At 52.4% G+C, this 26,303-nt stretch carries 34 protein-coding genes, 1 tRNA gene and 1 riboswitch; of the genes, 13 read left to right on the plus strand and 22 right to left on the minus strand.

Translation table 11 applies throughout. The annotated features are described in order from the left end of the window. Positions 1-60 precede the first annotated feature (60 nt). The 6 genes from M0644_RS10600 to M0644_RS10625 all read right to left on the minus strand — a co-directional run bounded on the left by M0644_RS10600 (position 61) and on the right by M0644_RS10625 (position 3,975). A complete protein-coding gene (locus M0644_RS10600; protein WP_149820668.1) occupies positions 61-504 on the minus strand; it encodes a DUF4278 domain-containing protein in 444 nt (147 codons plus the stop codon). A 39-nt stretch (positions 505-543) separates the two neighbouring features. Further along, positions 544-656: riboswitch (Glutamine riboswitch) on the minus strand. Positions 657-830: 174 nt separating this feature from the next. Continuing rightward, positions 831-1,094, minus strand: coding sequence for a 50S ribosomal protein L27 (rpmA, locus tag M0644_RS10605; protein WP_149820670.1), 264 nt, complete (start codon positions 1,092-1,094; stop codon positions 831-833). 1 nt (position 1,095) lies between these two features. After that, positions 1,096-1,431: a 50S ribosomal protein L21 gene (gene rplU, locus M0644_RS10610; protein WP_149820672.1), complete on the minus strand. Its 336-nt coding sequence runs from the start codon at positions 1,429-1,431 to the stop codon at positions 1,096-1,098. 118 nt (positions 1,432-1,549) lie between these two features. Then, on the minus strand, positions 1,550-1,954 hold the full coding sequence (locus tag M0644_RS10615) for an FHA domain-containing protein (protein WP_149820675.1): 405 nt from the start codon (positions 1,952-1,954) through the stop codon (positions 1,550-1,552). A 42-nt stretch (positions 1,955-1,996) separates the two neighbouring features. Continuing rightward, the gene (locus M0644_RS10620; RefSeq protein ID WP_286625655.1) at positions 1,997-2,443 is read right to left on the minus strand and encodes an Rrf2 family transcriptional regulator; all 447 of its coding nucleotides are present in this window, start codon (positions 2,441-2,443) and stop codon (positions 1,997-1,999) included. Next, positions 2,440-3,975 carry a SagB/ThcOx family dehydrogenase gene (locus M0644_RS10625; protein ID WP_286625656.1) on the minus strand — a complete coding sequence of 512 codons (1,536 nt, stop codon included), beginning with the start codon at positions 3,973-3,975 and terminating at the stop codon, positions 2,440-2,442. Before M0644_RS10625 ends, M0644_RS10620 begins: the two co-directional genes overlap by 4 nt. 121 nt (positions 3,976-4,096) lie before the next feature. On the opposite strand from M0644_RS10625, the gene M0644_RS10630 reads away from it, so the two are divergent. Next, the gene (locus tag M0644_RS10630; RefSeq protein WP_149820681.1) at positions 4,097-4,627 is read left to right on the plus strand and encodes a pentapeptide repeat-containing protein; all 531 of its coding nucleotides are present in this window, start codon (positions 4,097-4,099) and stop codon (positions 4,625-4,627) included. Here the strand turns inward: M0644_RS10630 and cbiE are convergent. Beyond that, entirely contained in the window at positions 4,618-5,865 is a 1,248-nt protein-coding gene (gene cbiE, locus M0644_RS10635; RefSeq protein WP_286625657.1) for a precorrin-6y C5,15-methyltransferase (decarboxylating) subunit CbiE, read from the minus strand. The genes M0644_RS10630 and cbiE overlap by 10 nt on opposite strands. Continuing rightward, a complete protein-coding gene (locus M0644_RS10640; protein WP_149820685.1) occupies positions 5,862-6,476 on the minus strand; it encodes a cobalt-precorrin-8X methylmutase in 615 nt (204 codons plus the stop codon). The genes cbiE and M0644_RS10640 overlap by 4 nt, the downstream gene beginning before the upstream one ends. A gap of 36 nt (positions 6,477-6,512) precedes the next feature. Between M0644_RS10640 and M0644_RS10645 the strand changes: the two genes are divergently transcribed. Further along, a tRNA-Ser gene (locus tag M0644_RS10645) sits at positions 6,513-6,597 on the plus strand. Positions 6,598-6,747: 150 nt separating this feature from the next. Then, positions 6,748-7,044 (plus strand): hypothetical protein, encoded by a 297-nt coding sequence (locus tag M0644_RS10650; RefSeq protein ID WP_286625658.1) that lies wholly within the window; start codon positions 6,748-6,750, stop codon positions 7,042-7,044. Here the strand turns inward: M0644_RS10650 and murQ are convergent. Both murQ and M0644_RS10660 read right to left on the minus strand, forming a co-directional pair. Continuing rightward, the gene (murQ, locus tag M0644_RS10655; protein ID WP_286625659.1) at positions 7,041-7,967 is read right to left on the minus strand and encodes an N-acetylmuramic acid 6-phosphate etherase; all 927 of its coding nucleotides are present in this window, start codon (positions 7,965-7,967) and stop codon (positions 7,041-7,043) included. The genes M0644_RS10650 and murQ overlap by 4 nt on opposite strands. Next, on the minus strand, positions 7,964-8,533 hold the full coding sequence (locus M0644_RS10660) for a glyoxalase-like domain protein (RefSeq protein ID WP_149820691.1): 570 nt from the start codon (positions 8,531-8,533) through the stop codon (positions 7,964-7,966). Before M0644_RS10660 ends, murQ begins: the two co-directional genes overlap by 4 nt. A 131-nt stretch (positions 8,534-8,664) precedes the next feature. Here M0644_RS10660 and M0644_RS10665 point away from each other — a divergent pair, with 131 nt between their 5' ends. After that, positions 8,665-8,805 (plus strand): phosphatase PAP2 family protein, encoded by a 141-nt coding sequence (locus M0644_RS10665; protein WP_149820693.1) that lies wholly within the window; start codon positions 8,665-8,667, stop codon positions 8,803-8,805. A gap of 31 nt (positions 8,806-8,836) precedes the next feature. Here the strand turns inward: M0644_RS10665 and pdhA are convergent, their stop codons facing one another. The 3 genes from pdhA to M0644_RS10680 form a co-directional block, all read right to left on the minus strand. Then, complete coding sequence (pdhA, locus tag M0644_RS10670) at positions 8,837-9,865, minus strand: pyruvate dehydrogenase (acetyl-transferring) E1 component subunit alpha (RefSeq protein ID WP_149820695.1); 1,029 nt, start codon at positions 9,863-9,865, stop codon at positions 8,837-8,839. Positions 9,866-9,997: 132 nt separating this feature from the next. Then, positions 9,998-10,237 carry a hypothetical protein gene (locus M0644_RS10675; RefSeq protein WP_286625662.1) on the minus strand — a complete coding sequence of 80 codons (240 nt, stop codon included), beginning with the start codon at positions 10,235-10,237 and terminating at the stop codon, positions 9,998-10,000. Positions 10,238-10,276: 39 nt separating this feature from the next. Further along, on the minus strand, positions 10,277-10,609 hold the full coding sequence (locus M0644_RS10680) for a DUF565 domain-containing protein (protein WP_286625663.1): 333 nt from the start codon (positions 10,607-10,609) through the stop codon (positions 10,277-10,279). A 57-nt stretch (positions 10,610-10,666) separates the two neighbouring features. Between M0644_RS10680 and M0644_RS10685 the strand changes: the two genes are divergently transcribed. Further along, a complete protein-coding gene (locus M0644_RS10685) occupies positions 10,667-11,626 on the plus strand; it encodes an alpha-E domain-containing protein (RefSeq protein WP_190278071.1) in 960 nt (319 codons plus the stop codon). A gap of 25 nt (positions 11,627-11,651) precedes the next feature. On the opposite strand, the gene M0644_RS10690 is transcribed toward M0644_RS10685, so the two are convergent. Together M0644_RS10690 and coaD are read right to left on the minus strand one after the other, a co-directional pair. After that, positions 11,652-12,290: an ATP synthase F0 subunit B gene (locus tag M0644_RS10690; RefSeq protein WP_286625664.1), complete on the minus strand. Its 639-nt coding sequence runs from the start codon at positions 12,288-12,290 to the stop codon at positions 11,652-11,654. Next, entirely contained in the window at positions 12,245-12,751 is a 507-nt protein-coding gene (gene coaD, locus M0644_RS10695; protein ID WP_149820703.1) for a pantetheine-phosphate adenylyltransferase, read from the minus strand. The genes M0644_RS10690 and coaD overlap by 46 nt, the downstream gene beginning before the upstream one ends. Positions 12,752-13,469: 718 nt before the next feature. Between coaD and M0644_RS10700 the strand changes: the two genes are divergently transcribed. Further along, positions 13,470-14,162: a hypothetical protein gene (locus M0644_RS10700; RefSeq protein WP_286625665.1), complete on the plus strand. Its 693-nt coding sequence runs from the start codon at positions 13,470-13,472 to the stop codon at positions 14,160-14,162. 40 nt (positions 14,163-14,202) lie between these two features. Here the strand turns inward: M0644_RS10700 and M0644_RS10705 are convergent, their stop codons facing one another. Then, positions 14,203-14,934 (minus strand): hypothetical protein, encoded by a 732-nt coding sequence (locus M0644_RS10705; RefSeq protein WP_149820705.1) that lies wholly within the window; start codon positions 14,932-14,934, stop codon positions 14,203-14,205. A 145-nt stretch (positions 14,935-15,079) separates the two neighbouring features. On the opposite strand from M0644_RS10705, the gene M0644_RS10710 reads away from it, so the two are divergent. Further along, positions 15,080-15,760 carry a response regulator transcription factor gene (locus M0644_RS10710; protein WP_149820706.1) on the plus strand — a complete coding sequence of 227 codons (681 nt, stop codon included), beginning with the start codon at positions 15,080-15,082 and terminating at the stop codon, positions 15,758-15,760. Between the two features lie 2 nt (positions 15,761-15,762). On the opposite strand, the gene M0644_RS10715 is transcribed toward M0644_RS10710, so the two are convergent. Beyond that, complete coding sequence (locus M0644_RS10715) at positions 15,763-16,671, minus strand: ChaN family lipoprotein (RefSeq protein ID WP_286625666.1); 909 nt, start codon at positions 16,669-16,671, stop codon at positions 15,763-15,765. 113 nt (positions 16,672-16,784) lie between these two features. Here M0644_RS10715 and M0644_RS10720 point away from each other — a divergent pair, with 113 nt between their 5' ends. The 3 genes from M0644_RS10720 to M0644_RS10730 all read left to right on the plus strand — a co-directional run bounded on the left by M0644_RS10720 (position 16,785) and on the right by M0644_RS10730 (position 19,063). Further along, the gene (locus M0644_RS10720) at positions 16,785-18,044 is read left to right on the plus strand and encodes a bifunctional oligoribonuclease/PAP phosphatase NrnA (protein WP_149820708.1); all 1,260 of its coding nucleotides are present in this window, start codon (positions 16,785-16,787) and stop codon (positions 18,042-18,044) included. Between the two features lie 34 nt (positions 18,045-18,078). After that, on the plus strand, positions 18,079-18,597 hold the full coding sequence (gene sixA / locus M0644_RS10725; protein WP_149820710.1) for a phosphohistidine phosphatase SixA: 519 nt from the start codon (positions 18,079-18,081) through the stop codon (positions 18,595-18,597). A gap of 91 nt (positions 18,598-18,688) precedes the next feature. Continuing rightward, positions 18,689-19,063: a hypothetical protein gene (locus tag M0644_RS10730; RefSeq protein ID WP_286625667.1), complete on the plus strand. Its 375-nt coding sequence runs from the start codon at positions 18,689-18,691 to the stop codon at positions 19,061-19,063. Here M0644_RS10730 and M0644_RS10735 read toward each other — a convergent pair. Continuing rightward, entirely contained in the window at positions 19,032-19,448 is a 417-nt protein-coding gene (locus M0644_RS10735; RefSeq protein ID WP_149820714.1) for a nuclear transport factor 2 family protein, read from the minus strand. The two genes, M0644_RS10730 and M0644_RS10735, sit on opposite strands and share 32 nt — an antisense overlap. A gap of 79 nt (positions 19,449-19,527) precedes the next feature. Next, positions 19,528-20,025, minus strand: a complete 498-nt coding sequence (locus tag M0644_RS10740) for an orange carotenoid protein N-terminal domain-containing protein (protein WP_286625668.1) — start codon at positions 20,023-20,025, stop codon at positions 19,528-19,530. Between the two features lie 293 nt (positions 20,026-20,318). On the opposite strand from M0644_RS10740, the gene M0644_RS10745 reads away from it, so the two are divergent. From M0644_RS10745 to M0644_RS10755, 3 genes are read left to right on the plus strand one after another with little or no spacing between them, the layout of a single operon-like run. Next, positions 20,319-21,416, plus strand: a complete 1,098-nt coding sequence (locus M0644_RS10745; protein WP_149820717.1) for a glycosyl transferase — start codon at positions 20,319-20,321, stop codon at positions 21,414-21,416. Positions 21,417-21,424: 8 nt separating this feature from the next. Continuing rightward, positions 21,425-23,299: a tetratricopeptide repeat protein gene (locus M0644_RS10750; RefSeq protein WP_286625669.1), complete on the plus strand. Its 1,875-nt coding sequence runs from the start codon at positions 21,425-21,427 to the stop codon at positions 23,297-23,299. Continuing rightward, a complete protein-coding gene (locus M0644_RS10755) occupies positions 23,283-24,236 on the plus strand; it encodes a 5'-nucleotidase (protein ID WP_286625670.1) in 954 nt (317 codons plus the stop codon). The genes M0644_RS10750 and M0644_RS10755 overlap by 17 nt, the downstream gene beginning before the upstream one ends. On the opposite strand, the gene M0644_RS10760 is transcribed toward M0644_RS10755, so the two are convergent. The 3 genes from M0644_RS10760 to rpiA all read right to left on the minus strand — a co-directional run bounded on the left by M0644_RS10760 (position 24,221) and on the right by rpiA (position 26,213). Then, positions 24,221-24,538 (minus strand): hypothetical protein, encoded by a 318-nt coding sequence (locus tag M0644_RS10760; protein WP_149820721.1) that lies wholly within the window; start codon positions 24,536-24,538, stop codon positions 24,221-24,223. The genes M0644_RS10755 and M0644_RS10760 overlap by 16 nt on opposite strands. 397 nt (positions 24,539-24,935) lie before the next feature. Next, entirely contained in the window at positions 24,936-25,370 is a 435-nt protein-coding gene (locus M0644_RS10765) for a hypothetical protein (protein WP_149820722.1), read from the minus strand. A gap of 135 nt (positions 25,371-25,505) precedes the next feature. Then, positions 25,506-26,213: a ribose-5-phosphate isomerase RpiA gene (gene rpiA / locus M0644_RS10770; RefSeq protein ID WP_149820724.1), complete on the minus strand. Its 708-nt coding sequence runs from the start codon at positions 26,211-26,213 to the stop codon at positions 25,506-25,508. Positions 26,214-26,303 lie beyond the last annotated feature (90 nt).

The raw sequence follows: 26,303 nt of genomic DNA on the forward strand, positions 1-26,303 counted from the left end.
ACTCCCTCGTTATTTTCCTACTGACTCAACTCAACACTTCAACCCAGTGTCATTGCTGCCTTAGCTCAGCGCCACAGGGGAGCGATCGTAGGTGGCACCAAAGACGGGGTTAATTTTCCCTTGGATTTGGTTCCAGTAATGGGCTGCCGCCACCGGCATGCCGATTGCTTCTGCCATCCGGGCAAGGAGGGTTTGTTCACGGCTTTTAATCATCACATGATGTGCCATCGCCAAGGAGCGAGCCATTTCGTTAACCGTTGCCGTCACGGGCACAGAAGCCACATTATCGGCCAAGCGAGCAGCGGGAACACCGGCGGGTTGTTTGCCTTTTTGATACTTGACACCCCGATAGGTCATGATTTTTAAGGAGTCTTCCGGTGGATTTGTCGGAGCAGCCACACGATAGGTGCTACCGCGATACTTGGCCACGACATCCGTTGCTTGGCTGTTGATCGCTGGAGGAACGTAGTTGTATTGAACGCCGCGATAAGTAAGAGTCGTCATAATTTTCGCCCCATTTTTATTACAAGGTGGACTGATTGAGGCGCGTTCCTTCGGGATCTGTTGCCCTACTTCCGTCCCTCGCGAAGGTACAACGCTGACAATTAAACTCGGTCTGAAAAGCGTTTACTGATGTCCTGCGAGAGATGAACGATTTATTTCTGTATCTAATTTAACAATTTCTCGACCTTAAAGCAAGCTGTTCATAGAAATTTACAATACTCGGGTCAACACTTCCTTAGGGGTGTCATGGGCTAAGACAACAAAAAAGGCCAACCCAGAGGATTGACCCAATTAGATGATTTTTGAATGTTTATCGAGGAGTGGTTTTAGCCCTCGGCTAGGGGATAGACACTCACGCGCTTGCGATTTTTGCCATAGCGCTCAAAGGTGACCACACCCGCGATCGTTGCAAAAAGAGTATCGTCACTGCCGCGACCGACATTGACGCCGGGGTGAAACTTTGTCCCCCGCTGCCGTACAAGAATGTGACCGGCCTTAACCACTTCACCGCCAAAGTGCTTGACCCCCAGACGCTGGGCATTGGAGTCACGACCGTTGCGGGTACTACCTGTTCCTTTCTTGTGTGCCATGTTAACCTCCTAGGGATTCACCGTTGAGACGAATCTCGTTGATCATGATGCGGGTCAGTTCTTGGCGATGGCCTTGTTTTTTGCGGGTTTTCTTTTTCGGACGCATTTTATAGACAATCACCTTGGGGCCGCGACGATGCTCCATCACCGTACCAGAGACAACCGCACCACTAACGTAGGGTTGACCGACGTGGACTTGGCTATCGGTTTGCACCAGCAACACCCGTTCTAGATCAATTGTGCCCTCTGGCTCGACGGGGAGCCGCTCCACATCGTAAAAGCGCCCGGCTTCAACGCGCAGTTGCTTGCCACCGGTCTCAATGATTGCGTATGCCATAGAAACTAAAAAACTCCTTGCCGTGCAGGTGAGGGGATGCGTGCCTCTTGCAAAACCTGTTCCGTGCAAACTCAACAATTTTCCATCATAAAATTTATCCCCTGTGGCTGTCAAACCCCTAGCCAACCCAAGGCAGACTGCCGGTTGAACGTTTGCTCAGTTTGGGGCGCTCATCGAGGGAGATGTCCTTAAACATGTCTGGATAGTAAAAAACAATGAGGGTGGTACCCACACAAATGACATCTTCATGGTGGAGGAGGGTGCTGTGCTGAATTGGCAGGCCATTGAGGAGCGTGCCATTGCGACTGTGGTAATCACTAATGAAATAGAGGGGCTGCCCCTTAAAGAGAAAGGCGTTGATGACGGCATGCACTCGCGAGACGTAGGTATCTTTGAGGAGAATACTGCAATCCAGTTGGCGACCAATCGTCCACTGGCGATCGGGACTGAGAATAACTTCCCGTTTCGGCAAACCACGTTCGCGAATGATCAGCCATGCTTTGGGGTAGGTTGGTGCTGACATGGGTGTCTCCCCCCACTCTGGGATGCCCTTAGCCTAGATCGCCTAGATGACAAACGTTGCCCCATCCCCTTGAGCCGCTTGCCAACTACGGGCATCAAAGTATAAATCCTCAAGGGAAATACTGGCCAAGGCATCTTGAAGTTTTTGGTGCAGACGTTGCCAGAGGCTGAGGGTTACCCAATCTGCTGTGCTGTCTTCTGGTTGGGGAGGATGCAAAAACAGGGGGGTTGGCGATTCACCAACGGCAGTGAGGATGTCCCGCAGGGAAATGGCCGCCGGGGGACGGGCCAGTTGATAGCCCCCATAGACGCCTCGCAGCGATCGCACCAAGCCAGCCCGCCGCAATTCAATCAAGAGTTTTTCCAGATAGGAGGCAGGAATCTTTTGCCGCTCAGCAATGGCGCGCACGGAGGCAGGCCCATAGTTGGGTAACAAACTCAAGTCCAATAGAGCCTTGATACTGTAGTGGCCACGGGTGGTGAGGGTCACGCTGCTTTGCCAACGGTGGTAATGTACAGAACCGCTTCTTGCGGGGGAATGCCCAAGAGATCGTTGACCTGATCATCAAAGAAACCGCCAATGCCACTGACCCCTAGCCCCAAAGCGGTGGCAGCCAAATTGATCCGCTGTCCAAGGTGGCCAGCATCCATGTGGAGGTAGCGATAAGCCCGTTCCCCATAGCGAGCGATCGCCCGCTCCAGATTGGCGGTATGGAAAATCACCACGGCGGCATCGCGACCGAGGTCTTGATTGAGGCAGAGGAAATGCAACTGCTCTTGAAAGTTCTTGAAGCGAATTTGGCGTAACTCATGCTCGGCCACAGCATAGTAGTAGCAGCCCTCCTCCAGATCCTTGACCCGCGTCACGGCAATAAAGGTTTCCACCAATGTCGGGTCAAAGAAACTAGGGGCTTCATCTAGGCCTTGATCGCGGTAGTCCTGAGGATGGTAGGCAAAGGTGAGCAGGGCAGCCAGTTGATCCACCTCAATCCCTTGGCCACTGTACTGACGAGTCGAGCGCCGCTGCAGAATGGTTTGCTGGAGAGCGGCTAGATGGGTTTCCCAGTCAATGATGGTTTTGCTGAGACTCACCCGCAGACCAAAGGGAAAGTTGTATTTACTAGCAGGGGGTTCAGTAGGCTCCTTGGCAGGGGGGCTGGGGGTCTCTTTGGCCATGCCGTAGATCATGTCACTATTGGTGAGGGCACTGGCACGATGGTAAGCCTTCAGTAGCTCGCCACTGGCGATCGCCCCATAGTCATAGCAGGTGGCAGAGGCCAACACTGCGGGGAAGGTGGACAAGTTTTCACCCACTTCGAGTAAATTGGCAAGGGCAACCACCGCCAACACTCCCTCCTGTTCTGGATCAAGGTAAAGCAGTTCATTCATTTGGGCATCCACAAAACCACCAATGAAGTGAGCGCGAAAGTCATGGATATTGGCGGCCAGTTCCACATTCCCCAAAAGGTGCCCAATGTCGAGGCAAATGCGGCGATAGGCGCGATCGCCATAACGCCAAGCGGAACGGTAAAAGACGGCTGTCACGATCAGCGCAATGTGCGTCCTTTCTAGCGCTGGATGCCAAAGACAAGCGGCCTGTAGGGCTGACCAAGAATAGCTTTGCCACACCTGCACAAGGGCATGGTCTTTCACTTGGTAGTTATAAATGCCAGCGGGAATGGCGGTGTCGTTGCGAGTGAGGAGATAGATTTCCGCTGGATATAGCCCCCCGGCAGAAGGTGCTGCCCGCATATAAAAGGGCTGATCGGGATAGGGAACCACCCCAGTAATGCCATAGGTACAGTACAACAACCGTGAGAGTCGCTGCCAGTGGGGGTGGGCTGCCCCCTGCTCAGGTTCTAAAAACGGCTTGAGGGAGAAGGACTGACCAAGGGGATAGGTTTTGAAGGGACTGGGCTGGCGACTAAAATCGAGCGGTGCTGCCTGTTGGGCTAAGGTCTCAGGGGCGTACTTGGTGCGTTCGTGGTAATGCTGTGCCAAGGAAAGCGGTTGAAACCCCATTGTGGTGCCTCACCAAGTTAAGAAACCATTAAATAAAATGAACTTCTTCAATAAATCCCCCTACAGTCAAAAAGGTTTAGGTAGAAATACTTAGTCACAGTACAACGCTCTTTATACCATTATGGCCAAATTCAGCAATGAGGAACTATTGGCAGCCTATGCAGCGGGGGAACGAGATTTTCGGGGCAGCGATCTGACGGGTCTGAGCCTTTTTGACACCAATCTCAGCGATGCCGATTTTAGTGACAGTGATCTGGAGAATGCCTATCTGCCCTATTGCCAGTTGAATCGAATTCAAGCGACTGCCACCAATCTACGCCACAGTGAATTAGGGGATGCTCAGTTGTATCAAGCGAACCTTGCGGCAGCAGATCTTGAAGGAGCCAACCTTGTCCGCACCAACCTCCGATCGGCCAATTTGGAACGGGCAAACCTGCAAGGCGCTAATCTTCAGGGGGCGGATCTGCGCTATGCCAATTTGCGACAAGCGAATCTCCAAGGGGCCAACCTGCAACAGGCCAATTTAGAGCAGGCAGATTTAACGGCAGCACAGGTACAGCGGTGTAATTTTTTTCGGGCAACGGGTGTTGATCTGTCGGCTGCGGTGTGCGATCGCACCACGGTTTATCCCGATGGCTATTTTTACCCCTGACTCAGGGTGATGAGGGTGACTGGATTGAGGGGATGGAGGCGGTGGCCTTGACCCAAGGGAACGGAGCGGCTGAGTTGCACGTGTAGCACTTGCGGGCTGATTTGCTGGGTTTGACACCAGTGGAGAACTTGGCCTTGGTGTTCAAGGGTGGCGATCGCCAGCACCACCCGGCCGCCAGCTTTCAAGTGTGACCAACAATAGTCAAGATTGGCCAGTAATTGGGCACCACTGCCGCCAATAAACACGCGATCCGGTTGCGGCAAGCCACTGAGGCTCTGGGGAGCCGCCCCTTGGATTGGGATCAGATTGGTCAAACCAAAAGCCTTGCGGTTGCGCTCAATCAGTTGGCAGCCAATCGCCGTTTTCTCGATCCCATAGATGGTGGCTTGGGGAGCAAGGCGGGCGATTTCCACAGCGACACTGCCGGTGCCGGCGCCTATATCCCAAACGGTTTCAACAGTGCTGGTGAGGGCAAGTTCCGCCAAGGCCAATACCCGCACTTCCCGCTTTGTCATCAGGCTGGGGCGATCGCCAAAGGTGAAAAATTGATCATCCCCTAAGCCAAAAACGGGCTGTTCCCGAGGGGGTAGGTGCTGGGGTTGACGCAGGAGCACCACCAAATTCAGCGGATGTACCGGCGGAAGCGTTGTCACCGGTTGGGCTAAGTCCCACGGCAGAATGGCTTCCTCTGCACTACCCAAGGCCTGACACACCCACGCCCGATAGGACACAGGCAGGTGCAATGCTTGGTATAAGCGGCTAATGGCAGCAATATTAGCCTCACCATCGGTATAGATGGCAATTTTCTCCACCCCCCGCTGCAACAGCGGCACCAACCCCGCTAAATCGCGACCATGGGCACTGTAGATCACGGCATCCTGCCAAGGGAGCTTGAGGCGACTAAAGGCCAACTGCACCGCACTGAGGTGGGGATGAAACGTCAACTGATCCGGGGTAAAAACTTCAAGGAGCCAGCGTCCCAAGCCGTAAAACAGGGGATCGCCACTGGTGAGAATGACCACTTGGGGGTCGGGGGTTGTTGCCAAGTGGGTTTGAATCGCCTTGAAACTGGCGTTAAAGTCTCGTAGAGACAAGCGGGGGGCGTCTCCATGGGGAATCAACTGAAGATGGCGATCGCTCCCCACCAAGAGCGTCGCTGTGCGAATAATTTCCTGAACTGTTGCCCCCAACCCTGCCAGCCCCTCTAGGCCAATGCCGACTACATGAATCGGGGTCACGCTGACTCCTCACTATCGGCCAACTCCAGTAGGGCATTCACAATCGCTGCCGCCACAGGCGACCCCCCCTTGCGACCGGCAACGCGAATTTGAGGCACGGGCAGTTGGGCAAGGGCTGCTTTTGACTCTACAACATTGACAAAGCCAACGGGGACACCAATGACGCCCGCCGGCGGTACACGGGTTTGTTGCAGGCGATCGCACAGGGCAAGGAGCGCCGTTGGCGCATTCCCAACCACAAACAGGCCATAGGGCCACTGTTGCCAAGCGCGGATCATCCCTGCTTCGCTGCGGGTTTGACTAGGGGCGGTGTGGCTGCCATCGTCGAGGGCGGTAATAATTGGATTCTGAAAGGTACGGCTGACCATGGTTTGAATGCCGACCCTGACCATGGCCACATCGGTAATAATCGGCACACCTGAGCGCAGGGCCTGTGTGATGTGGGCGATCGCCCCCGGCGAAATCTCCAGCAGGTTCTTAAACTCAAAATCTGCTGTGCTGTGGATAATTCGCCGCAAAATCGCATAGCTTGGGGCATCAAAAGGGTGAGGACCGATCTCGCGATCAATGATGGCAAAACTGGCTTGGGCAATGGGATGCAGCAGAGACACAGGACTTCTGATAGGATAGTAGAACTGCCTAAACGTGGAGAGATGGCCGAGTGGTCGAAGGCGCAGCACTGGAAATGCTGTGTGGGGCAACTCACCGAGGGTTCGAATCCCTCTCTCTCCGTCCTATTGTTATCTTGCCACTACAGGGGGTATCCTTTGCGGCAACCAAGGGAGAGGTAGCTGCCCTAAAATAGAAAACATAGAGAATACTCCCAACGCAGTTAGGGGTTCTTAAGTGCTTAATTTCTAACCCCCTTGAGGATTCTTTACTATGCGTTTCTCCTCAATCCCTTGGATAGTAATTGCCAGTATGCTGCCTGCTGTACCTGTCTTTGCTAATTCCGCTGCCATTGGCACGATTCAAGTTAGCCCCGACTTGCGATCGGCACTGCAATCAGCCCCCGATCCTACGGCAAACCCCAATGCTGTCCAACCTGCGAGTAATATGGCAGAGATTGAAAACAGCCTAGAGATTTCGCCTGTGCCTACTCGCCCCGATCCAAAGGTGTACAGGCAGTTTGAAGAGCCGCGTAATAATCGCGGTCTTGGCTTCAAAGTGGGCATCTAGGGATTCAGGGCAGTACTTTTGGCCGCGTGCAGTTGGCCATTGTGTTGATCGAGTAGAGCTTGAGCGGCAAGGGCGTCCAGTCCTGTCCAGTACATGAGCAGAGCACGCTTCACTTGGTAGCCACTGCGTTCGAGAAGGTCTGCTGCTGCTGCGCGATCAATTCCCGTGAGATCCGTAAGAATCCGCAGGGCACGATCCAAAAGCTTACGGTTGCTGACGGCTACATCCACCATGCGGTTGCCATAGACTTTGCCCAACTGCACCATCACTCCCGTGGAAATGATATTCAATGCCATCTTTGTGGCAGTACCGGCTTTCAAACGGGTGGATCCGGCAAGGAGTTCAGGCCCCACCAACAGGCGAATGTCAATGTCGGCAGCCCGCTGTAGCTGATCCGAGGGAACACAGGCCATAAAGACCGTAAGTGCCCCTACTGCTTGCGCTGCATCCAGTGCCCCATGGACATAGGGAGTGGTTCCGCCAGCGGTAATCCCAATCAAGACATCTTGGGCAGTGATCTGGCGATCGCCCACCACGGCAGCGCCATCTTCGTAGCAATCTTCAAGGCCTTCAGAACTGCGCACAAGGGCAGCCTCACCGCCAGCCAGAATGCCTTGAACCAAATGGGGCGGTGTACAAAACGTGGGCGGACATTCGGCAGCATCCAAAACTCCCAAGCGACCACTGGTGCCGGCACCAATGTAGAAGAGGCGTCCCCCTTGGCGAAGGCGGGCTGCTGTGGCGGTAATGGTTTGGGCTAAGGCCTCGCGGGCTTGGGCGATCGCCCGCAGCGTCTGGGCATCTTCCTGATTAAAAAGATCAACTAGTTCCAAGGGAGTGAGCTGATCCAGATTCTGGCTGGCGGGATTGATCTGCTCCGTCAAGAGATGACCACGACTAGGGAGTTCTTGGAGGTCTGTCATGGCCGCGCTGAAATTTCTGCCATTTCAATCACAGTGCCGTCGTAGTCCTTAACAAGGAAATTGAGGGGGCGATCGCTGCGCATTTTGTAGCGCAACTGCCGCCGCTGAATCCGCAGCAATAGGAGCTCGAGGCACTCACGGTCAAAACAGACATGGCGCTGACGGTTGCGTTCCCCCTTGCTGGCACCACTAATGACATGCAGTTGCGTATTTTTCTTGAGTTGGTACCACAACCCATCCCTAGGGCTGGGGCGCTTGGGGCTGCTGTAGCTCAAGGCCGAGGGCACATAGAGCGGATCCATCGAAGCCACGCCAAGGGTTTGCTCATAGTTGTAGTAGTAGTGCAGCGGTACATCAGCGATCGGCAAATGCAACTCCTGCTCGTAGAACTGCCGCGCGTGCTCTAGATCCGAAACCATGATCGTATAGACTTTGGGGGCACTGGACAAAAAGAGCCACATTGCCCCTGCGTAGCCCATCAGCAGCATGATCATAATCCCCTGGGTGGAGAATACCCCATCCCAGAGACCATCCAGCCAAGCAAATAAAGGAGGAGTCAACAACATGCCAAGGTTCTGGGGAAAGCTCCTTTCATTCTAGTGACTATCGTAGTTACTGTTCGGGTTTTTCACCGAATTTAGGTCTTTACTCCATTTTGACATACTCCTACAACTAAAGTCGCAAAGGGCTTTTCCCTATGAAAGCGATCGCCCTGATGATTTTAATGGGCATCAGCTCTGTTTATGTAGGTGCCCACTGGGTGAGTGATGTATTAGCAGGCTACTGTGTGGGCGATGCGATTTACTTAGTAACGGTGCGATACCTCGAACGCTCCTAGATGTTTGGTTATTTGCTAGGAGCGGCCCAACCTATTCATCTGCAAAGATGTAGTCGTAGAGTTCTTCGGGCTTAGGCTCAGGACTTTCCTCGGCAAAGGCCACAGCATCATCAACAATTGCCTGTACTTTTTGCTCAATGGCACGCAGGTCTTCGCTAGTGGCCAATTCCTGCTCCACGAGGTAGGCACCCAGCTTTTTGATGGGATCGCGCTTCAGCCAAAATTCTTTCTCTTCTTTGGAGCGCAGTTCATCGGGATCGGCAAGGGAGTGCCCCCGGAAACGGTAGGTCAACGCTTCAATGAGGGTGGGGCCTTCTCCGGCACGGGCACGGGCGATCGCCGCCTCAGCCACTGTACGCACCGCCAGCACATCCATGCCATCCACTTCTTCACCTACCATGCCAAAGACCTTGGCCTTCTTGTAGATTTCTGTTTCGGAACTGGCACGCTCATGGGCCATACCGATCGCCCACTTGTTATTTTCTACAATGAAAAGAATAGGTAATTTCCAGAGTGCCGCCATATTCAAGCACTCAAAGAACTGGCCATTATTGCTGGCACCATCGCCAAAGAAACAGGCGGTGACCTGATCGGCTTTGGCATCGCCCATCACCTGACGGCGGTACATCGTCTGAAATGCTGCCCCCGTTGCGACTGGAATCCCCTCAGCGACAAAGGCAAAGCCCCCCAAGAGATTATGCTTGGCAGAAAAGAGGTGCATTGAGCCGCCCCGGCCTTTGCTACACCCCGTTGCCTTGCCAAAGAGTTCAGCCATCACTTCACGGGCAGGAACACCGGCGCTCAGGGCATGAACGTGATCGCGATAGGTACTGCAGACGTAATCATCGGGACGCATCGCCTTGATCACACCTGTAGAGACTGCCTCTTGACCGTTGTAGAGGTGGACAAAGCCAAACATCCGCCCTCGGTAGTACATTTCGGCACACTTATCTTCAAAGGTGCGCCCCAGTACCATATCTTCATAGAGCATTAACCCCTGCTCACGGGTAATCGTGGTTTGGGGAATGGACAAAGAGGGCAGACTACGCTCTTGAACCATAGTAGGCAGTGATCAACCTAGGGTAAACGCCGTACCAACAGGGCAAGCCGCCGTTGGCATCACACTATTGTACTCAAATTACAGCCCTTTTCTTAAATATGGGAGTGACAAGGGAATGCCAGCCTCGGCTAATCACAGTAAATGAGTATTCCTGCCCCCTGCTGGTTTGCTAAAAAGAGAAGCAGGATAGATGTGGGCAGCAGCCATTGCCTCTGGGTCAAAACGTTTTGCTAGGGTCGTTTGCAGACCGTGCCATGCAGTTTCTAGGATGCAACTGGGTAAGTCTCCTTCCTCTGCAGCTACGATGAGCGCTTCAAGGTCTGTTGGCGGTTCATTGTCGGGAATGGCGATTAAAATTGCAGCAATACTCATTCAGAAGTCCCCAGTAAACTTGATCGAGGTAATCAGCAACTAACTTCCCAGAAGGAAGGCAACGAGGAACAAGCCATAGAGCAGACCAAACTTCAGGGCATTGAGAATTTGACCAAAGAGAGTTTGCCGCAGTTTCCAGCGATCGCTATAGAACAAGGCACTAATCACTTCAGCAATAATTGCTACGATGCTCGAGGCCACAATATCTAAATAGCCCAATTGACCTGCACTCGAGGAAATGGCCAAGCCCAAGAACACCCCAAAAAGAAAGGCAATAGTCAGTGTCGCTAGCCGTCGCCACGGATTTTTTAACTGCTCCTGAATCCCAGCGCCTAGACGATCAAGCAGGGTATTAAGACGGGTTTGCTGCATATACTCAGGACGGGAAAAGGTTGCTAGGGTGGGCAGAGAGTGAATGCTTGCCAGTATATGTTAAGTCGTGTTGCCGATGCGGTCTATTGGTTAAATCGCTACATTGAGCGGGCAGAGAATATTGCTCGTTTTGTTGATGTCAACTTGAACATGCTGCTGGATCTGCCCACGAGTCTTTCAGGTCAATGGGATCCCCTAGTGCTAACAACGGGGGATTTGTCCTTTTTTCAGGAACACTATGGCACGGCCACGGCTGAAAATGTGATTCAGTTCCTCACCTTTGACACCACCTATGCCAACTCGATCATCTCCTGTCTGCGGGCGGCACGGGAGAATGCCACATCCATTCGCGAGGTGATTTCCTCAGAAATGTGGCAGCAGGTGAATGCCTTCTATACGATGGTGCGGGAGGCGGCTAAAGCCCCGGATCAATTGGAGATTGCCAGCTTTTTGGAGCAAGTGAAACAGGCCAGTCACCTTTTTGCCGGCGTGATGGATAGTACGATGAGCCACAATGAAGCGTGGCACTTTGGTCAAATGGGGCGGCTACTGGAGCGAGCCGATAAAACCTCGCGGATTCTTGATGTGAAATACTATCTGCTGTTGCCCTCAGTGGAAGATGTGGGCACACCCATTGATGAATTGGGTTGGATTGCGCTCCTCAAGTCCGCCAGTGCCTATGAGATGTATCGTAAACGGGGTTCGCATCGGATTACACCCGCAGGGGTCGCAGAGTTTTTGATTCTCGATGCCGAGTTTCCCCGCGCGATCCGCTTTTGTCTGTTGCAGGTGGAAAAATCCCTCTACAAAATTACAGGAACGCCCTTAGGGAGCTGGCACCAGCCCGTGGAACGCCAACTGGGACGCCTGCGATCGCAACTGGACTATTTGACGATTGATGAAATTATTGGCCAAGGCATGCACGAGTTCCTCGATCACTTGCAGCAGCAAATGAATGAGGTGGATACGCAAATTTTTCAAACGTTCTTTACCCTAGAGCCTGTGAAAGCCCGCTAGCGTGACAATTGAATTGGGGTATTTCCTAGGGTTGACGGTGGGCTTGGTGCTGCTTGAGGTATTGGCGCCCATTTTGAATCACCGCTAGCATTTCCTTGAATTGGCGTTCCATTTCCGCAAGGGTGCGATCGGCATAGGCATCCGCTTCCTGTTGCCGCTCTTGACATTCATGGCGGGTCACTTGGCGCAGATGGGCTAGTTCTTTTTCTGTGTTTTGCCGTAGCAGATTGATTTCCTCGATCGCGCGCTGGCGCATAAACTCCACCTCTTGCTGCACCTGCTGGCGAATTTTCTGGGCTTCGAGTTCTGCCTGCTGGCGAATCCGCAGTTCATCGGCAATTTGGGCAGCCCGTTGCTCTGCGGCACGGATAATTTCTTGGGCGCGGTGCTGGGCGTGTTTAATGATCTCATCCCGCTGATTGAGAATCCGCTGTGCGGCCTTCAATGATTCGGGGATCGCCTGTTCAATGTGGGTAAGCTGATTCAGGATCTGCTCTTCATCAATGAGTTTGCGGCCGGTCAGCGGGATCTTCGTCCCTTCGAGAATTAGGAGTTCTTCCAGCTTTTCCAATTGTTGCAGGAGTTGCAGCGGTACGGAAGGGACATCAAGCGCTTCATTTACTCCAGTGGTCGTTGAGATGGGATCGGCGTTTGAGTAAAGCATGCTTCTAAATCCTTTGCAACAGTGGCTGGTACTAGATGACGAACATTACCGCCAAATCGGGCAATTTCTTTTACTAAGCTACTACTTAAGAAACTATACTCATTGGACGTGGTGAGGAACACGGTCTCAATCTCTGGCCAGAGGCTTTTATTGGTGTGGGACATCTGCAGCTCGTATTCAAAGTCCGACAGAACCCGTAGCCCCCGCAGAAGAACTGTTGCTTGTTGCGATCGCGCGTACTCAACGGTCAGGCCATCAAAGGTATCCACCCGCACATTTTTTAAGTGAACGGTAGCCGCCTCTACTTGTTTGATCCGTTGGCTGACGCTAAAGAGGGCTTTTTTTTGTGGGTTGTGGGCGATCGCCACAATCACTTCACTAAAGAGACGAGCACCCCGCTCAATAATGTCCAAGTGCCCTAGGGTAATGGGATCAAAGCTTCCAGGATAAACAGCAAGCATAGGCGGCTCAATAACGAGATGAGAGGTTAAACAGCATCAAGGGTAAGACAATCATCGCTGATTTCTCGGAACAGCGGATACCATTGCTGCATTGGCAGGCCACTCGCGATCGCCCCAGAAATTTTCTGACTGTATCTTTGCCGATCAACCCTACAACCAAGGGGATGAATGATCCCCGTCTGTGGATAGAAATGGAGCTGCTGCAATTAATAAAAATTAATGTAAAGAGTTGTAATCAGAATATAAAAAAATCAAATTATTATTACAGCTTTATTGACAACATTTGTAGCCTTAGCTACCAAATTTAGGCTCAATATGAACTAATGTAAACGATTTCTTAAATTTTGCAGTGTCACGTAGCGGCTATGTTACAGAATGGTGACGCAAAAACTATTTGTATCAAGCAATACTTGACGATCTCAGATCTCAGCATTTATAACAGAAACATGTTTCATTCAAGGCAGTTAGGGTTGTCTTTCACTTAAATACCTTAAATTAACCTGTAAAACTAAAGTAATTGGTGTTTCCCTGATGATGATTAGTTTTTTTGAATAACTATTTCGTTATATTAACTTGCTTCCCTAGTCCCTGCGTTTGTTAAACAAGTATTAAGTATTCATCATTGACTTAACTTCTTACACATCTGAAAGTACGTGCATGTCACGTGCCTCTCTCCCTTTTGCTGCTATGTCCCGTCCTAACTGTGAGGGTTCCCCCTATGAATATTTCTCCAGTCACTCGCTACTATATGCGGCGCTTACTGGCAGAGCATCCCGCCATTCAATCCTATGTTGCCCGTGACACACACCCACTGGGCATTGAGGAAGAATACCTAGAGCGTTACATTAATCTAGATCATTTAACCTATCCACAACTGAATCAATTAGAATTTCTCATTGAGTTACATCAAAAAATAAAAGTTAACGAACCACATCAAACTCACCAGCTTCAACAGATTGAGCAGAAAATTTTTGACCTCATTGGTATTCAACTTCCTGTCTCCCACAGTGCCTTAACAGATTTGATGTCTTTCTTTAGTCAGGTTGCGGAAACTCAAGAGCAGATTCCTGTGCCTAGCGTAAACCATGAATCGACAAACCTTGCTGATTACTATGAATACTGTCGGCGAATTACAGAAGTAACGGTACGCTACCTTGGCAAAATGATTGTCACTAACTATTGGTTATTGACACGACCCCGTGAAAGCTGGCTGGCGCAAATTCAAGTGGAGCAGTTCCACAACCGTAACTTCACGCCCCACGATCAACTTTTAACCAACTATGAAGTCGAAACCTTGCAACGGTGGATCCATGATTTCATTCGGCATTGCTGTCGTGTCCTGCCCACTCTACCGCGCCTTCTCTTGGCAGCAGGAGTTCCTTCCCACCTGCTCTACGATCTCGTTCGTTAACGGTCAGGTTATTCCCGAAACGGGCTTCCCTATGCAAATATCAATGGAAATCAAAAGGTTCTAGGAGCGTTTGCAGCACGGTGGGCAACTTCTCGGCTAGCTCTTGGGAATGGCTATAGATGAGGCGCTGGCGACTGGGAACTTCAATGGGAAGAGGCGCCCGCTGGCTGGGGTGCTCCTGCTGAATGACAAGGATTTGATTGCGGCGTTTGCTGGCAAGGGCGTAGCCGAGTTCTAGGGCAATCATGGTGGACAACTGGCCATTCTCAACCGCTGTGCCATCGGCAACAAACAGGAGCGAGCGACGCAATTGGGTGATCACGGGACTATCCAGACGCAGAGGAGCCGTGGCTGAGCGTGGGCTTTCGACCAGTTCCAAGGGGAAGCGACTAGGGGTATTGGTCACAAATGCTTTGAGGGCGGTGCGAATCTCGTCACTACTGGGGCTATCGGCGGGACTGAAAAAGAGGGTCGGTTCCAAGTAACTCAGGCGATCGCTCTTGATGAAATAGATTTCATGACTGAGAACATCAATGTTGGCGATCGTATAGCTGCCGCTCCCCTCAATATAAAATTCCACGGTTTCCCCAAGGCGATAGCGTTGAAACCACTCCGAACGCTGCACCGTTTCTAAGTCATCGAGAAAATCTGCCCGCAGTGCCGTTTTCAGCAAGCTACTTTTGTTGAGCCGTAGATCGTGGGGACGTTGCTCGATGTGTTCGAGGGGTTCATACTGCGGTAGGTACCATGCCCGCAGCGCAATAATCGCCATTCAATTATTCCACCTAGGTACTGCCAATTATGTTAGAGCATAAATACAGTCCTTTTCTGGGGTACACAGATGAGCACTGACTGAGCGTATTCCATCCGTGTGAAAAGGGCTGTAAATTAAGTCCTACTGGCATAGGAGACAGCCAATGACAGCAAAATTATTGCTGGTGGATGATGAGCCGGGGGTGCGCGAGGCGGTAACGGCCTATTTAGAGGACAGTGGCTTTGAGGTGACAGCGGTGGCCAATGGTCAAGCGGCTCTGGAGTATCTAGAAACCAATGTACCCGACCTGATTATTACGGATATTATGATGCCGCAGATGGATGGCTATGCCTTTTTGGAAACAGTGCGCCAACAACCCCATCTCAACCATATTCCCGTTATCTTCCTCACAGCGCGGGGCATGAAGCGCGATCGCATCCAAGGCTATGATGCTGGCTGTGATGCCTACCTAGCCAAACCCTTTGACCCCGATGAACTGGTGGCCATTATCAAAAATCTGCTGCGGCGGCAAGCGGCTGCTCGCGATGAGGGAGAACCCAATCTGGCCAATTTAGCTCAACAAATTGCCGAACTGCGGGCAATGCTCGTCCAACAGGGCAAACGCAATCCCACGGCTCCCCCAATTCAACTGGATCTCACCCCCCGCGAAGCCAGTGTGCTGCAACTGGTGGTCAAGGGTCTGATGAATAAGGAAATTGCCAGCCAACTGAATACCAGTGTTCGCAATATTGAAAAGTATGTCAGTCGCCTCTTTGTGAAAACCGGTACCAGTAGCCGCACAGAACTCGTGCGCTTTGCCCTTGAACATGGCTTGGCTGATTAGGTTTAGAGAGAGGGATCATTTTGCCAGAACCAGTCGGCAATGCGGGGTTTGGCTTTTTCCGTTGCTGTCGGGTTGAGGAGGATAATGGCTTGGCGGAGGTTGGGGGCCAGCCGTCGCTGTACCCGTTGGGGAATGCCATCGCCAAAATAAACATGACCCCGCCCCGTCAGCACCAGAATCAGGCGATCGGGATGCCGCTGATGCTGTTTAGCAATGACTTTGGCCATCGTTTCATCCCAAAGGACTTGAGCTTGGTAAAAGAAGTCAAAATTCATCCTGTGGCTCATCCCTTGATGGGCAGCAACAAAAATCTCCTGCAGGCGATCGCGATAGGCAGTGTTGCTCAAGTCAATATCTGCTAGGGGTGGAATATAGCGAAAATCATCTTCCCCTAAGCTCTCTAGACCTTGGCGTGCCACTTGGCGGGTGACTTCGGTGGGCGTATTCAGGGCAATCAGGGGAATCTGCTGCTCCTTGGCAAAGCGAAAAATCGGTGCATACAGCGACCAAGGGAAGCCCCAGCGCTGGGCATATTGGGTTTGCTCCAGCAATTCCATCTCGGTAATTTCACCGCCAATGTAGGCATCGAGGGCGGCTTGAAAGGGACGCTGAATCATTTCAAGGGCGATCGCTAGGGGGCGACCCCGCCGTTGCAATTCCTGCAAAATTTGCAGTTGTGCCTGATGATCGGCCACGCTATCGTGGGTTTCACCCAAATAGAGGATGTGCTTTTGCTGCCAGTCGGCATAGGCTCTTTGCAGGGGGACGGATTCACTGCCCCGCCAGACCTGCTGCGCTTTCACACTGTGGGTTCCCGCGACCAAAAGGGCGATCGCTAAAGTAAAAGCTAAAGGCTGCCAAGCAGGGGAGGATCGCCACTGGCGCAACCGCTGTCCAAGGGGGGATGCCAAACGATAAAATATCTGCCAAGATCGAGATAGAGTCGTTGACGGTATGGTGACGACAATTATCTTCTGCGCGTTCCCCATTGGGTTCAACCCTGTTATCCAACGCTGAAACAACTATGCAATCTCCCTATCCACTTGAACTCAGTGACCCCGCTGCCAGTGACGTCGGTTCCACTCATCCTGAACTGAATGGTAACGCACTGGTGAAATCGGAGACGACCTCTACAGAATTGGCCAAGGCGGAAGTTCGCTTGAGTGACCCCCGTGCCGAAGCGCTGCGGCAAATGTTGGAACGCCATCGCGGTACGCGGCAGTTGATTATTCTCCAAGATTTTCCTGACCCCGATGCCCTCTCTTCGGCATGGACCTATAAACTCATTGCTGAGCAGTTTGAGATTCAGTGCGATATTGCCTACGCCGGTGCCCTGAGCCATCAGGAGAATATCACCCTAGTGCGGCTGACGGGGATGCCCCTTGTGCGCTGGGCCGTGCAAGGTACGAAAAATAAAGATCAGCGGGATTGTACCTGTTACCAAGGCTACGTTCTCATTGACAACCAAGGCACCACCAGTCAATTGCTGCCCATGGTACAGGAGGCAGGCCTGCCGGCGATCGCCATCATTGATCACCACAGTCTCCAAGAAGCCATTCAAGCCGAGTTTACAGACATTCGACCCACGACCCGCGCCACGGCTACCATCTTTACCCAATACCTGCAAGCGGGGCTACTCACCCTCGACAGTAGCAACCCAGTTCACGTGAAATGTGCCACGGCTCTGATGCATGGCCTGCGCTCTGACACCGATTGCCTCAAACAAGCCAAAGAAGAGGACTTTCTCGCAGCCGCCTTCCTGAGTCGTTTTATTGATTATCAACTGCTGAACACCATTTTGCAGTCCCACCGCTCGAAGCAGGTGATGGATGTGATCGAGCGATCGCTGAAAAACCGCTCCATTCACAACAATTTCTCAATTTCTGGCGTGGGCTATATCCGCTACGAAGACCGCGATGCCATTCCCCAAGCGGCGGATTTCCTTGTGACTGAAGAGAACGTCCACACTGCCGTTGTCTATGGCCTTGTCCACGACGAAGACGAAGAGGTGGAACTGATTATCGGTTCGCTGCGCACAACAAAAATTACCCTTGACCCCGACGAATTTATCAAAGAGGCCTTTGGTAAGGATCGCCAAGGACGCTTCTTTGGTGGGGGTCGCTCCCAAGCCGGCGGTTTTGAAATTCCCGTGGGCTTCTTGTCGGGTCTCAATGAGAATCCAGAATACGCTAAACTCAAGTGGAGCGTTTACGATACGCAGATTAAGCAGAAGCTCCTCCACCTCGTCAATCCGAAGAACAATGTCCTCCACGGTACGGAGTAAGACACTGTTCGTAGTAATCAAGTTTTAGGTCTTTATGACGGAGCTAACAGTCCTTTTTTTCCGCCACGGAATCGCGGTCGAACGGGAAGTGTTTGAAGGCAGTGATAGCGATCGCCCCCTGACGGCCAAAGGCGAAAAGAAAACCCAGCAGATTGCGCGGCGGTTACTTGATCTAGGCATTGAGGCAGAACTGATTCTCTCCTCCCCACTGGTGCGGGCACGGCAAACGGCAGAAATTCTCCTTGAAGTGGGGGTTGCCCCCGATCTGATGATTTCTGACCTGTTGGCTCCAAGCGGTCGTTTGCTAGATTGGCTCCATTGGCTCAGCCACTGGCGTCAAGACCATGAGGGTGCCCTTATAGCGGTGGGTCATGAACCCAATCTCAGTCACTGGACCGAACTGCTCATCTGTGGTAAAGCCTTGGGACACCTCCAGCTCAAGAAAGCCGGCATTATTGGCCTGCTGATTCCAGAAACCGATCCCCTTGGTAATAGTCAACTTTTTTGGCTGACGCCTCCCAAGTTTTTACTTAATGGCAGTGGCCTTGCCTGACTACAGGTGTCCATTCCGATGCTTCGACCCTCTCGCCACTGCTCTCCCTAAAGCGACAAAATAGAAGTACAGCCTGCCACAGGATAGAATCGTGAATTCTGAGTCGGAAATTACGGAGCATTTACCGCCCGATGTTCTCAGTTGGCTGTATGCCTATCAGCGGGAGCATCAATTTACTAGCCTTGAAGCGGCAATTGTTGACATTGTCTGCAAGTTTTATATTCAAGCGGAGCATTTGCCTGAACGGCTGGCGGATCTAGAGCGACGGGTGAATGCCCTCAGCCGTGAAGTGATTCATCTGCGCCAACAACTGCCCGAAAACTACGATCGCCTACGGGAACAGTTGGCAGCGGTGCGCCTGAGTCATTCGGGCATTCTCCACAATTTGCGCGATCGCGTGGAGGCCTTAGAGTCCGAGGTGTTTCCCGGTCGCCCTAGCGCTGCTGACGTAGAGGCTGATAGTTGAGGAGTTCCTCCAAGGTTGCCAGCAAATCCACTTTCACAAATGTGATTTGATCCTCAGCATTGAGGCCAAATTGCCAAGCCACATTGACGCTAAAAAGGGGGAGTGTAACTTTACCCACAAGGCGGTAGCGACGTTCTGTGCCCTCTGTGCTTAGTAGTTCTCCTTTAAGGGGTTCTGCCCGCATACCCACGGCTTCAAGGTGGAGATAATGGGCGATCGCCCCGCGGCCAATGACAGCATCCTCAAAGGGCGGATAGAGAACTCCCGCCTCAGCAAACAGGGCGGCCACATCTTCGTAGCGTTCCTCATTGAGGGCAGCAAAATAGGCGATCAGCGTCGGTTCATCAATGCCGAGAACAGGACTTCCTTGAACAAGATGGGTCATGGTTGCAGTTCCTCAGTGGTTTGAATCGAGACAAAAAAAGGGAGCGAGCTGCCCCCTTGCGTAACCCATGGCATCTCAATTAGACGGCAAGTGGATCCACACCCATGGCGACCACTGCATTCCGCAGGACAGTAATCTGCTGACCAAAGTCAAGGGCTTTGATGGCTGCAAACACGCGATCGGCATCGCGGCTGAGGGTATAACCGGGGGGCACAGGTACCACAAACCCCTGTTTCATCAGTTCTGCCAGTTGATACCAGAAGGCGAGCTTGGTGTTGGGGCTAAAGACACCGTAGGCACGGGTGAGAGGGGTGTCCACATTGGCCACCAAGTCGCGCATGAATTGAAGTTGATCATCAAAACTGAGTGCTTTGACCTGATTGAGCAGCCCTTCCGCCAGTTGTAGGCGAGCCGTACCGGGGGCGGCGGCTGTAATCGAACGACCCGTTTCTGTGTAGATAAACCACAGGAGTCCCAACTTGTCATCCACGCTCAGGCAGTTAAAGAGAGTGGTTACCTCTTGAACCGCTGTGGCTAGGGTGGTGGGATTGAAACGCGTATCGGTGGTGTAGGTCATATCGCTTCAGAGATGTTAAATGTCTAGTCTGTCGCTAGGGTTATCTCTGCCTCCTAGTCAACAGTATGTTACATATCTTCATAAAAAGCAACACAAGTTTATAAATACCGACAATAAATCTATCTTATATGTTAATCAAATAGAATAAACTCAATACATTGTAGAGGGCTAAACCCAAGGACATGTCCTAGTTAATCCCGCTGTTGCCCTCTTGCGCAAAAAAGCAGTTAGCAACCTCCATGGTGGGTTGTTACAAATGTTAAGATTGCATCGGTTTTGGCAGGAACACTGCTGTGGCTCGACCAACCCTCTACGTAGCAATCACCAATCATGGCTTTGGTCATGTGGCGCGGACAACGGCGCTGGTGAATGCCATTCGCCGCCAAGTGCCTGATCTCTTGCCACTGATCGTGACGGCAGCTCCCTATTGGTTGTTGCAGGCGAATCTGGAGGGGGAGTTTATTCATCGTCCCCGTGCCCTTGATCTGGGGGTCGTGCAAGCCGATAGTTTGCAAATGGATTTGCCCGCAACCCGTGCCAAGCTCTTGGAACTTCAGGCGGCAGCCCCTGAGTTGATCCACGCCGAGGCAGATTTTATTCAGCAAAATCGGGCACAGTTGGTGCTAGCGGATATTCCCCCTTTGGCGGTGGCGATCGCCCATGCAGCGGGGGTGCCCTGTTGGATGGTTAGTAACTTTGGCTGGGATTTTATCTATCGCTCCTTTGGCGATGACTTTAGCGAGATTGCGGATTGGGTGAGTAATCTTTATAGCGGGTGCGATCGCTTGTTTCAACTGCCCTTTGCTGAACCCCTCAATGCTTTTCCCCACAAAGAACCCGTGGGACTGACGGGAGCCGAACCGCGTTTTGAACCAGAGGAGTTGCGGCAGCGCCTTGGCCTCACCACTCCCCGCGATCGCACGGTTTTGTTGACCTTTGGCGGGTTGAGCCTGCAGGCCATTCCCTATGAAGCCCTCAAGGACTTTCCCGATTGGCAGTTTCTCACCTTCGATGGGGCTGCACCAGAGGATCTGCCAAACCTACTGAAGCTCTGTGGCCGTCAACTCCGCCCGCTGGATGTGATGCCTCTCTGTGGTCGAGTCGTGTCCAAGCCCGGCTATGGCACCTACGCGGAGGCCTGTCGCTTGGGGGTACCGGTGGCAACGATTCGTCGTGATGATTTTGCCGAGGGGCCAATTTTAGTGGCCGGATTGCAGGCTCATCACTACCATCAGATCCTCAGTCATGAAGAATTTTTTGGTGGCCACTGGCACTTTTTGGCAGCGGAACCTCAGCCGCCTTTAGACCCCACACCGCTTGATCTTGATGGCAATTCTAAGATCGCTACCGCTGTTGCTTATTATTTGAATCAACACAATTCCTATTCGTAGCAATTGCCGTGGGTATCTTTGGATGGCAAACAGCCTCGCTTTTAAAAAAGGCTTGGCAGCTTTATCAGCAACAGCACTGGCGCAGGGCACAGCAGTTGGCTCGTCAAGTCATTGAACGTTCCCCGCAGCCAGAGGCCTACTATTTGTTGGGGGTGATTGCCGAGGAACGGGGGCAACCCCTTGGGGCGCAAGCGGCCTATGAACAGGCGATCGCCCTTGATCCGTGGCATGCTGCTGCCCACTATCGGCTGGCGATTGTTCTCCACGATCTGCTGTCGCAACCGGCCGCTGCTGTACCCCACTATCAACGCGCCCTTGAGGTGCAGCCAGAGTGGGTGGAAGCCCACAGCAACCTAGGGAATGCCTATTTGGACTTAGGGGAGATTGAGCGGGCGATCGCCTGCTATCAAAAAGCCCTTTCCCTGAATCCGGACTTACCGACGACCCTGTATAACTTGGGACTGTGTCTGCACTCCCAAGGCAAACTTACAGAGGCCAGTGCCTGCTATGAACAGTCGCTGTATCTTAAACCCGGTCAAGCGGATGTCCACAACAATCTGGGCAGCGTTTATCTCGAACTCAAGAACTACAGGGCAGCGATTCGTCAATTTCAAGCTGCCCTCAGCGCCAATCCAGAACTATTGGCAGCGCACTACAATCTGGGCTATGCCCTCCATTTACAGGGCAACCTTGCAGCGGCCCGCGATCGCTATCAAGAGGTCTTGCTGCGGGAAAATAAACATCCACAGGCACTCCTGCAACTGGGGCAAATTTGCCTCAGCGAAGCGGATTTTACGGGAGCCATCCGCTACTACCAACGCTGTCTTGACCTCAACCCTTGCAACGGTTCTGCCCAAGCGGGCTTGGCCACAGCGCTTCTGGAAACAGGAAACCCAGAGGCGGCCCTCCACCACTTTCGCCAAGCCGTTGCCCTAGACCCCAATGGGGCGGATGTGCGCCTCAACTTTGCCCTTGTCCTGCTCATGCTAGGACATTTTCAAGAGGGATGGGAGGAATACGAATGGCGCTGGCAACAACCCACGGGCGGATTACGCACCTATGCGCAACCCCGTTGGCAAGGTCAATCCCTAGAGGGGAAAACCCTCTTTGTCTATAGTGAGCAGGGGCTAGGGGATTGCATTCAGTTTGTGCGCTTACTGCCCTTGATGGCGCGGCGTGCCCAACGGCTCATTTTTGCTGCCTATCCGCCCTTGGTGCGCCTGTGTCAAACACTGCCGGGGATTGAAGTGATAAGCACCGAGGAGACGCCTCCCCCCTTTGATTGCCATACCCCCCTGCTGAGTCTGCCGCGCTACTTAGGCATTGATAAAGACCACTTTCCTAAGTTCAAGCCCTATTTCCCTTTGCCCGCCCACCCACCCCACAGTATCTTTAATATCTCTAAACCTCGGATCGGTCTGGTTTGGGCCAGCCATAGTCAAACACGCACAACGGCGCAGCGGTCTTGTCCCCTTGAGTATGTCCTACCCCTGCTGCGGGAATTTGAGGTGCAATGGTATAGCCTGCAAAAGGAGCGATCGCCAGCGGAAGCTGAACAGTTACAGGAGGTGGGGGTGATTGATTGCCAGCCCTATATGGGGGATTTTCTGGATACGGCGCTTTTGATCCAGCAGTTGGATGCTGTGGTAACAATTGATACGGCTGTGGCACACTTGGCGGGTGCCCTAGGGAAGCCCCTGTGGATCCTGTTGCCCTTTGTGGCGGATTGGCGGTGGCTCTGGCAGCGATCGCGATCGCCTTGGTATCCTTCGGCGCAGTTAATTCGCCAGCCCCAGCGGGGTGATTGGCAAGGGGCGATCGCCCAATTGCGGACTGCGCTTCAATCCCACTATCGGATGCTCAGCAATGGGATACCCAATTGAGCAGAAATTAGTGATTGCAGTGGCCTCCAGTGCCCTCTTTGATTTGGGGGAGGCGGATGATGTCTTTCGCAATGAGGGGACCGAAAAGTACCGCCAATTTCAGCGGGAAAGGAAATACGATGTCTTGCCGAAGGGGGTGGCATTTCCCTTTATTCGCCGCTTCTTAAATCTCAACCGTGCCTATCCCGAACAAGAGCCCGTGGAGGTCGTGCTTCTTTCGAGAAACGATCCCGATACCGGTCAGCGGGTCTTCTATTCAATTCAGCACTACGGTCTGAACATTACCCGCGCCGCATTTTTGGGCGGCAAATCCCCCCATCCCTACATTCCTGCCTTTAATGTGTCCCTATTTCTCTCGGCAAATGCCAAGGACGTGCAGCAGGCGATCGCGGCTGGGTATCCAGCGGGCATGGTGATTCGATCGCCCATTACCGATCAGGAAGAGGATGCCGAGTTGCGCATTGCCTTTGACTTTGATGGTGTGCTAGCGGATGATGAAGCGGAAGCCGTCTTTCGCCAAGGGGATCTCGAGCAATTTCAAGCCCATGAACTGCAAAAGGCCAACATTCCCCACAACCCAGGCCCCCTGAGTGACCTGTTTAGAAAACTGGCAGCCTTTCAACAGTTAGAGATGGCCAAAGAACAGCAGGATGCCAGCTATCGGCGGCTGTTACGGATTGCGATTGTGACGGCACGCAATATCCTTGCTAGTGAACGGGTGGTAACTACCCTCAATAGTTGGGGCGTCATGCCGGATGAAACCTTTTTCCTTGGCGGTATGGAGAAGGTACGGGTTCTCAAGCAACTCAAACCGCATATTTTCTTTGATGATCAACTGACTCATCTAGAATCAGCAGCGGGTTCGATTCCCTCAGTGCATGTCCCCTTTGGCGTGCGCAACTGTGACATTTGTGGCATTTATTATGGGCAGACCTGACGCCCATTCATCTGAACAATGGAAACATCTAGCTCGCGATCATCAAGTTCAAGTTTGCCACTGGCAGTAACAACGCCGCCCACCCTAAGAACGCCATTGCGCAGGGCAGGTTTGCAGGCATCCGGTAGATCGAGCTTGTAGCGTTGGTTATTGGCCTCAATTAAGACTTCATCATCATCAACAACCGCCGTAATTTGACCCGTAAGCGTGGCGGGCACCTCCTTACCAGCACGGCTGGCGATCGCTCCTGTGATCAACATTCCTGCCACTCCTAATGCCAATACCAACCAACGCAATCCCATGGCACAAATCCTCAAGTAGAAGGTTTCCCAATAATTTGACGAGCGATCGCCCCCAAGAGTTCAATTAAGTTTTCTCTGCCGACGGATCTATTCAAATTTCCTAAAGTCTGATTTTGGCGTTGAATCCCTCGGAGTCTCTCTATAGGAGGCTTTGAGTATTTTTAGTAGCTTTGTAGAAAATAATTTGACACCCCTCGCAGGGGATCCCTCGGAACAGGGGGCTGCAATCCGCTCAGGGAGAGGCTATATTAAAGATGCGCTTGCTTTCCTTCGCGGAAGTAAAATAAATGAAAATTGGTAAAGTACGCTAAAAATAAGCACAAAAAAAGGTCAGTGTCGTTGCCACCGACCCTTGAATAGATGAAGACGAGTTAAGTTTCTAGGAGTTTATTCCTCATTAACGGGGAACAACGGCAGGCTGCACTTGGATGCCCCATGAACTGAGCGTGCCTACATTACAGCCACCTTGCCGTCCAATCGCCCCAATTTGAATCGTGTGATTCCCCCGCTCCCAATTGCCACCAATGGGCAAAAAGGCTGAACGGTTGGGGCCAAGGAACTCCGTTTCGACCCGCTGTCCCTGACGATTGGTGGTGAAATATTTCACTTCCGAGCAGTGGGTAGCAGGCGCAGTGACTTGGAGGGCATAATCCCAATACGGACTTTCAGAGCGGAAGTTGTAACGCGCCATTTGATCGCAAACTTGGCCACTGCTGTTGCAGTTGACGATAATCGGTGGGTTTGCCTGTGCTGCCGTAGTAGCAACCACAACACCTGAAACCACAATACTGCTTAGGGTGATCAACCGATGGGTGAAGGAGTGGAGAGACATTGGAGGCTCCTATGGAGTGGATACCCCAATTATTGATGGCAATCCTGTCGCCGCCTGAGACCTCAATCACTGATGGGTTGAGAGATTGATCACCGGAAAGTAACTGTTGCTTCCTCGCAGGAAATGGAAAAACTGCTAGGCCATTTCACGCACACGGGGCTGGCCATCCACAATCTCACCAATGAGGATGACATCGGCCACGTTGACAAACAGGCCATTTTCGACAACGCCGGGGATGTTGTTCATCGTTTTCTCTAGTTCGGCGGGGTTAGAAATGTCATCAAATTTGACATCAAGGACAAGGTTGCCTTGATCTGTCACCACTGGGCCATCTTTTTTCACCCCCATGCGCAGTTCAGGCTGCCCCCCAAGAGCTTGCAGGGCACGAGTGACGGGAGCCACGGCAAAGGGTAACACTTCCACGGGCACAGGGAAAGTGGCACCCAATTTCTGCACCAGTTTGCTGCTGTCCACCACGACCAAGAACTGATCCGCAAGGGAGTCAACAATTTTTTCACGGGTATGAGCTGCCCCACCCCCCTTGATCAGGTTTTTGGCGGGATCCACTTCATCGGCACCGTCAATGGCAATGTCTAATTTCTCCACATCATCGAGGGTGACTAGGGGAATGCCATACTTTTTAGCAAGGACAGAGGCCTGAAACGAGGTGGGCACACCAGCGATGTTGCTCAGTTCTCCGTTGCGCAAGCGATCGCCCAAAAATTGGATGACAAAGGCGGTGGTTGACCCAGTGCCCAAGCCGACAATCATTCCAGACTGCACGCGATCGGCAGCAGCTTTGGCAACAGCCTGCTTCATTTGCTTGACTGCATCATCACTCATGGGCGAATTCCCTCATTTTTTCCAAAAGCACCATACCACAGCGGCCGCCCTTTACAGCCCTTTTCAGAGAGTCGGAACCTAGGCCTCAGG

It is taken from the genome of Thermosynechococcus sp. B1 (assembly GCF_030322985.1).
In the GTDB taxonomy this organism is placed as follows: Bacteria; Cyanobacteriota; Cyanobacteriia; order Thermosynechococcales; family Thermosynechococcaceae; genus Thermosynechococcus.

Coding starts and splice junctions, on each gene's coding strand:
- M0644_RS10650 (WP_286625658.1), top strand. CDS start 6,748: ATGCGTTTCTCCTCAATCCCTTGGATAGTAATTGCCAGTATGCTGCCT.
- pdhA (WP_149820695.1), bottom strand. CDS start 9,865: ATGGTTCAAGAGCGTAGTCTGCCCTCTTTGTCCATTCCCCAAACCACG.
- M0644_RS10600 (WP_149820668.1), bottom strand. CDS start 504: ATGACGACTCTTACTTATCGCGGCGTTCAATACAACTACGTTCCTCCA.
- rpiA (WP_149820724.1), bottom strand. CDS start 26,213: ATGAGTGATGATGCAGTCAAGCAAATGAAGCAGGCTGTTGCCAAAGCT.
- M0644_RS10760 (WP_149820721.1), bottom strand. CDS start 24,538: ATGGGATTGCGTTGGTTGGTATTGGCATTAGGAGTGGCAGGAATGTTG.
- M0644_RS10630 (WP_149820681.1), top strand. CDS start 4,097: ATGGCCAAATTCAGCAATGAGGAACTATTGGCAGCCTATGCAGCGGGG.
- M0644_RS10685 (WP_190278071.1), top strand. CDS start 10,667: ATGTTAAGTCGTGTTGCCGATGCGGTCTATTGGTTAAATCGCTACATT.
- M0644_RS10680 (WP_286625663.1), bottom strand. CDS start 10,609: ATGCAGCAAACCCGTCTTAATACCCTGCTTGATCGTCTAGGCGCTGGG.
- M0644_RS10690 (WP_286625664.1), bottom strand. CDS start 12,290: ATGCTTTACTCAAACGCCGATCCCATCTCAACGACCACTGGAGTAAAT.
- M0644_RS10735 (WP_149820714.1), bottom strand. CDS start 19,448: ATGACCCATCTTGTTCAAGGAAGTCCTGTTCTCGGCATTGATGAACCG.
- M0644_RS10765 (WP_149820722.1), bottom strand. CDS start 25,370: ATGTCTCTCCACTCCTTCACCCATCGGTTGATCACCCTAAGCAGTATT.
- rpmA (WP_149820670.1), bottom strand. CDS start 1,094: ATGGCACACAAGAAAGGAACAGGTAGTACCCGCAACGGTCGTGACTCC.
- M0644_RS10665 (WP_149820693.1), top strand. CDS start 8,665: ATGAAAGCGATCGCCCTGATGATTTTAATGGGCATCAGCTCTGTTTAT.
- M0644_RS10615 (WP_149820675.1), bottom strand. CDS start 1,954: ATGTCAGCACCAACCTACCCCAAAGCATGGCTGATCATTCGCGAACGT.
- M0644_RS10625 (WP_286625656.1), bottom strand. CDS start 3,975: ATGGGGTTTCAACCGCTTTCCTTGGCACAGCATTACCACGAACGCACC.
- sixA (WP_149820710.1), top strand. CDS start 18,079: ATGACGGAGCTAACAGTCCTTTTTTTCCGCCACGGAATCGCGGTCGAA.
- rplU (WP_149820672.1), bottom strand. CDS start 1,431: ATGGCATACGCAATCATTGAGACCGGTGGCAAGCAACTGCGCGTTGAA.
- M0644_RS10720 (WP_149820708.1), top strand. CDS start 16,785: ATGCAATCTCCCTATCCACTTGAACTCAGTGACCCCGCTGCCAGTGAC.
- M0644_RS10675 (WP_286625662.1), bottom strand. CDS start 10,237: ATGAGTATTGCTGCAATTTTAATCGCCATTCCCGACAATGAACCGCCA.
- coaD (WP_149820703.1), bottom strand. CDS start 12,751: ATGCTTGCTGTTTATCCTGGAAGCTTTGATCCCATTACCCTAGGGCAC.
- M0644_RS10700 (WP_286625665.1), top strand. CDS start 13,470: ATGAATATTTCTCCAGTCACTCGCTACTATATGCGGCGCTTACTGGCA.
- murQ (WP_286625659.1), bottom strand. CDS start 7,967: ATGACAGACCTCCAAGAACTCCCTAGTCGTGGTCATCTCTTGACGGAG.
- M0644_RS10660 (WP_149820691.1), bottom strand. CDS start 8,533: ATGTTGTTGACTCCTCCTTTATTTGCTTGGCTGGATGGTCTCTGGGAT.
- M0644_RS10705 (WP_149820705.1), bottom strand. CDS start 14,934: ATGGCGATTATTGCGCTGCGGGCATGGTACCTACCGCAGTATGAACCC.
- M0644_RS10755 (WP_286625670.1), top strand. CDS start 23,283: ATGGGATACCCAATTGAGCAGAAATTAGTGATTGCAGTGGCCTCCAGT.
- M0644_RS10740 (WP_286625668.1), bottom strand. CDS start 20,025: ATGACCTACACCACCGATACGCGTTTCAATCCCACCACCCTAGCCACA.
- M0644_RS10710 (WP_149820706.1), top strand. CDS start 15,080: ATGACAGCAAAATTATTGCTGGTGGATGATGAGCCGGGGGTGCGCGAG.